The organism is Acidisoma sp. S159 (assembly GCF_009766125.1).
GTDB lineage: Bacteria > Pseudomonadota > Alphaproteobacteria > Acetobacterales > Acetobacteraceae > Acidisoma.
The window spans coordinates 1-3,838 of the sequence record NZ_LMUG01000074.1 but is presented as its reverse complement, the minus strand read 5'-3'; the positions used below and the strand labels follow the sequence as shown (position 1 = coordinate 3,838).

The following is a 3,838-nucleotide window of genomic DNA, read 5'->3' as shown; positions in this document are numbered from 1 at the left end:
GTCTCCTGCGCTGCCAGGAACTCAGCGAATCATAGCCACGCGAAGGTGTCTAGTTATTTCTCGGCCAGGACACTAGCAAGCCACGGGCCCCGTTTTCGGCCGTGCGTTCCCAACGGCGTCCTCGCGCGCTTCGGTGACAAATGGACCATCCTCGTCATGTCGCACCTTGCGGTAGGACCGGGCACCGGCTGCGCTTTTCGGCCCTCAAGAACGGTATCGAAGGAATAACGCAGCGGATGCTGACGCTCACTGTTCGTAATCTGGAGCGCGACGGTCTACTGGTGCGACATTATTTTCCTGAGGTACCGCCGCGCGTCAGTACGAGCTAACCGAAATGGGTGCCAGCATGCTGCCCGCCCTTGAAGGCTTCACTTCCTGGATACGGGAGAATTGGCCCCAGATCGCTGAAGCTCGCGCCAGCTATGATCAGGTGCAGCGACGAATGCGGAGCCTAGGAAATCCCGATCCTGAGCCAATCGCCGAACATCTCGCGTCCGTCGCACAGAATGTGATTTGTGTCTCAGCGAGCGGGCGCGCGCCGATCGCGAGCGTTCATATATTCCGAGCGCTAAAGGTCCGTCTATTGCAGTTCCGGGCGACCATCATTGCGAGCCACTACAGATACCGGCGCGCATTTATCTCATTGATGATCGACTTCGAGACCCTGTTTTTACAACGGCAGAGCTTCTCTTTTTCGGCGATCGTCATTGTCGTTGGTTCGCCGCCCGGCGCACCGAGACGATGGTTATCACGAAGCCAGCGATGCGCCGCATCTCCATCCAACCGAGGATGCCACATCGCCGGGATCACGATCTCCCGCGTGCGAACCGGAAGCTCAAAGCTCTGAAGGCCTGCTATAGCTGCCTGCTCGCGGGCACATTAGCCCTGCCCGAACAACGCCAGAAAGTTCGGCTGGCCGTTGGATGCGGCCAGGCCGCCGTCGACCGGGAGGATCACGCCGTTGACGAAGCCGGCGTCGTCGCTGGCCAGGAACGCGATCACGGCCGCCACCTCATCCGGCGTGGCCGGCCGGCCCATCGGTAGGCGCCCGCGGAACGTCGACATGGCGGCCTCACTCTTCTCCAACTCGACGGTCGCATCGGTGCTGGTCAGGCTGGGGGCGACGGCGTTCACCCGGACGCCGCGGGCGGCGTATTCCAGGGCAAGCGACCGCGTCAGGTTCGAAACCGCCCCTTTGGCTGCGTTGTACCCGCTCCCACCCCAGTCGCCGCCGAGCCCGGACGCTGACGACACGTTGATGATCGAACCCTTGGTTTTCAGAAGGTGTGGGAGCGCCTCACGGGTACCGAAATAGACGCCGTCCAGGTCGGTCGCCAACTGACGCCGCCAGTCAGCGGTGGTCAGCTCGGCGAACGGGCCGAAGATGGCAAATCCGGCATTGTTGACCAGCACGTCGAGGCGGCCGAAGCGGGCGACGGTATCTTCCACGAGCCGTTTCATGTACGCCTCGTCCGACACGTCCCCGGCGTGGATGAGCGATGTGGCCCCGTCGATGCCCGCGACCGTGTCGTGCAGCTTTTGTTCGCGGCGTCCGTTGAGCGCGACCGTCGCACCCTCGCGCAGGAACCGCCTGGCCGTGGCCGCCCCAATTCCCGTCCCCGCCCCGGTGACGATGACTACCTTGTCTGCAAAACGCTTCATCATTCACTCCATGTGTAGCTCGGCATTGCCGCCGGTGGTGACAGAGCACCCGCCGACTTCGCAAAATCAAAGTCAGAAGATCCAGTCGACCAACAACTCGCCCCCGGAGACCTCGAGCACCGTGCCGGTGACATACGGGTTGGTCATGAGGAAGACGGCCGCATGCCCGACGTCGGCGGCCGTCCCGAGCCGCCGGGCCGGGAAGGTCGCGCGGACCTTAGCACGGATTTCCTCCACGGTTGCCGCGGGCAGGACGTCCCAGAAGTCGGTATCGATGAATCCGGGCCGGATCGTGTTGACGCGGATCGGGGCCAGCTCCAGGGCGAGCGACTGCGACAGGGATTCGACGGCCGTGAACGTCGACGTGACCGCGGCCAAGCCGAGCTTCGCTCGGGCGCCGGTGCCGCCCGTGAGGAAGGTCATCGAGCCGCCAGCCAGCAGGTGCGTGGCGGCGTGGCGGGCGCAGGCCCAGGTGCCGAGCAACTTGCCCTCTAGGTAGCTGCGGACGCCGCGCATGTCGGCGTCCATGAACGAGCCCCATGACCCCAGCTCGGGTCCGGCGGTGACGACGAGGTGGTCAAAGGGGCCAATGGCCTCGAACGCAGCCTGCACAGCCGGCTCGTTGGTGATGTCCAGAACGACCTGGTCAAACGCGACCAAGTCCGGCCGGTCCTCGGCCGAGACATTGCGGCGGCTGGCGACAGTGACGGCCGCGCCCATGGCGTAGGCGGCCTGGGCGACTCCGAGGCCGATCGCCTTTTTGCCGCCGACGACGACAACGCGCTTGCCGGTGAGGTCGAATGACGGTGCCGGCGGCCGTGCCTGCTCGGATGCTGGATTGCTCATGACTGGTGTCCTTTCATTTTAATAGAGGAGTCGGCGCGCGGGCATCGCGCTCCCGCTTTCGATGCCCTGAAGTGAGGGTGTCGGGTCGCGCCGGGTAGAACAAACAGTGTTGCAGCTGAGCCAACCTAATGTATCGAATATGCGATGGACACTCTGCGCGCCGCCGTCGTCGTTCTCCGCGTCGCCGAGGCCGGCTCCTTCGCCGGGGCCGCGCGCCTGCTCGGCGTGACCTCGGCCGCCGTTGCCCGCCTCGTGGGCCGCTTTGAGGCCGCGCACGGTGCACGCCTGTTCCGTCGCTCGACCCGCACGCTCTCCCTCACGCCCGACGGTGAGCGTTTCCTCGCCGAGATCCGAGGCCCGGCCCTCGCGCTTGTGGCGGCCGCTAGCCGTCTCGGCGCACCAATTGGGGTCGCGGGCACGGTGCGCGTTACCGCCGCCGCCTCGCTTGCCCCGACGCTGCTGCACGCCCTGGCATCGCTGCTCGAGCGTCATACAGCGCTGCGCGTGGAGCTTGCCCTCGACGACCACTTCGCCGACCTTAGCGGCGGCCGTTGGGATCTCGCGGTGCGGATCGCACCCCGGATCGCCGATGCCAGCGTCCTCGCTCGGCGACTCGCACCGTTGCCGCTCGTCACCCTCGCCGCCCCCGCCTACCTCGCCAGGCACGGCGTGCCACAGACGCCCGACGACCTCGTAAAGCATCGGCTGATCGGCGTGCGTTTTCCGGCGACGGGCCGCATGATGCCCTGGCTGTTTCGCGCGCCTGGGGGCACGCGCCGTCTCCTGCAACCCGACTTTGCCCTCATCGTGGACGGATCGGACGCCGCGCGCACGGCGACGGCCCACGGGATCGGGATCGCGCAAGCTGGCTCGGAGGGCACGGCGGCGCTCCTCGCCGCCGGCGATCTCGCGACTGTGCTCGACGCCCATGCGCCGCCTCCCTGGGCGGTGTGGATGCTGCGCGCCCCGGGGCCCGCGGGATCGGCGCTCGCCGCCGTCATGGAGACGTTCGTCGCGGCGTTTGGGCAGAAGGGGAAATGAAGACAGTGGCGAGGGGTAGATCGTGGTGAAGCGCCGGACGATATCGGCTGGCAGATCAGTCCCTTCCAATATGAAGTCGGGGTCTCGGACTTGGCGTTCGGTGTGACCGCCTGTGCCGCTTTCTGGGCGTCTCTGCCGTTCAAGGCAGCGGCAGTGCTGGTTTCCTCCATAGCCTTGCTGGGGGACGCGGTCGGCCACGTCCGGCAGATGTTCGTGGCCGGCAATTTCGCGCCTGGGAACGCGGGCGTGCCGTTCTGGACCGACGTTATTGTGCCGGCCCTCGCGATCG

Annotated in this window: 6 protein-coding genes; 4 read left to right on the top strand and 2 right to left on the bottom strand. The window is 66.1% G+C overall.

Features of this window, described 5'->3' with window-relative positions; translation table 11 throughout:
* Positions 1-140 precede the first annotated feature (140 nt).
* Both GSQ92_RS31925 and GSQ92_RS30440 read left to right on the top strand, forming a co-directional pair.
* Complete coding sequence (locus tag GSQ92_RS31925) at positions 141-329, top strand: helix-turn-helix domain-containing protein (protein ID WP_216856952.1); 189 nt, start codon at positions 141-143, stop codon at positions 327-329.
* Between the two features lie 5 nt (positions 330-334).
* Positions 335-847 (top strand): hypothetical protein, encoded by a 513-nt coding sequence (locus GSQ92_RS30440; protein ID WP_216856951.1) that lies wholly within the window; start codon positions 335-337, stop codon positions 845-847.
* A 32-nt stretch (positions 848-879) separates the two neighbouring features.
* Here the strand turns inward: GSQ92_RS30440 and GSQ92_RS25655 are convergent, their stop codons facing one another.
* Positions 880-1,662, bottom strand: coding sequence for an SDR family NAD(P)-dependent oxidoreductase (locus GSQ92_RS25655; protein WP_159014406.1), 783 nt, complete (start codon positions 1,660-1,662; stop codon positions 880-882).
* A 72-nt stretch (positions 1,663-1,734) separates the two neighbouring features.
* Positions 1,735-2,508 (bottom strand): SDR family oxidoreductase, encoded by a 774-nt coding sequence (locus tag GSQ92_RS25650; RefSeq protein WP_159014404.1) that lies wholly within the window; start codon positions 2,506-2,508, stop codon positions 1,735-1,737.
* Between the two features lie 144 nt (positions 2,509-2,652).
* Between GSQ92_RS25650 and GSQ92_RS25645 the strand changes: the two genes are divergently transcribed.
* Both GSQ92_RS25645 and GSQ92_RS25640 read left to right on the top strand, forming a co-directional pair.
* Positions 2,653-3,549 carry a LysR family transcriptional regulator gene (locus tag GSQ92_RS25645; protein WP_159014402.1) on the top strand — a complete coding sequence of 299 codons (897 nt, stop codon included), beginning with the start codon at positions 2,653-2,655 and terminating at the stop codon, positions 3,547-3,549.
* A gap of 90 nt (positions 3,550-3,639) precedes the next feature.
* Positions 3,640-3,838: DUF6790 family protein (locus GSQ92_RS25640; protein WP_216856950.1), on the top strand; the 199-nt coding region annotated here is incomplete at its 3' end.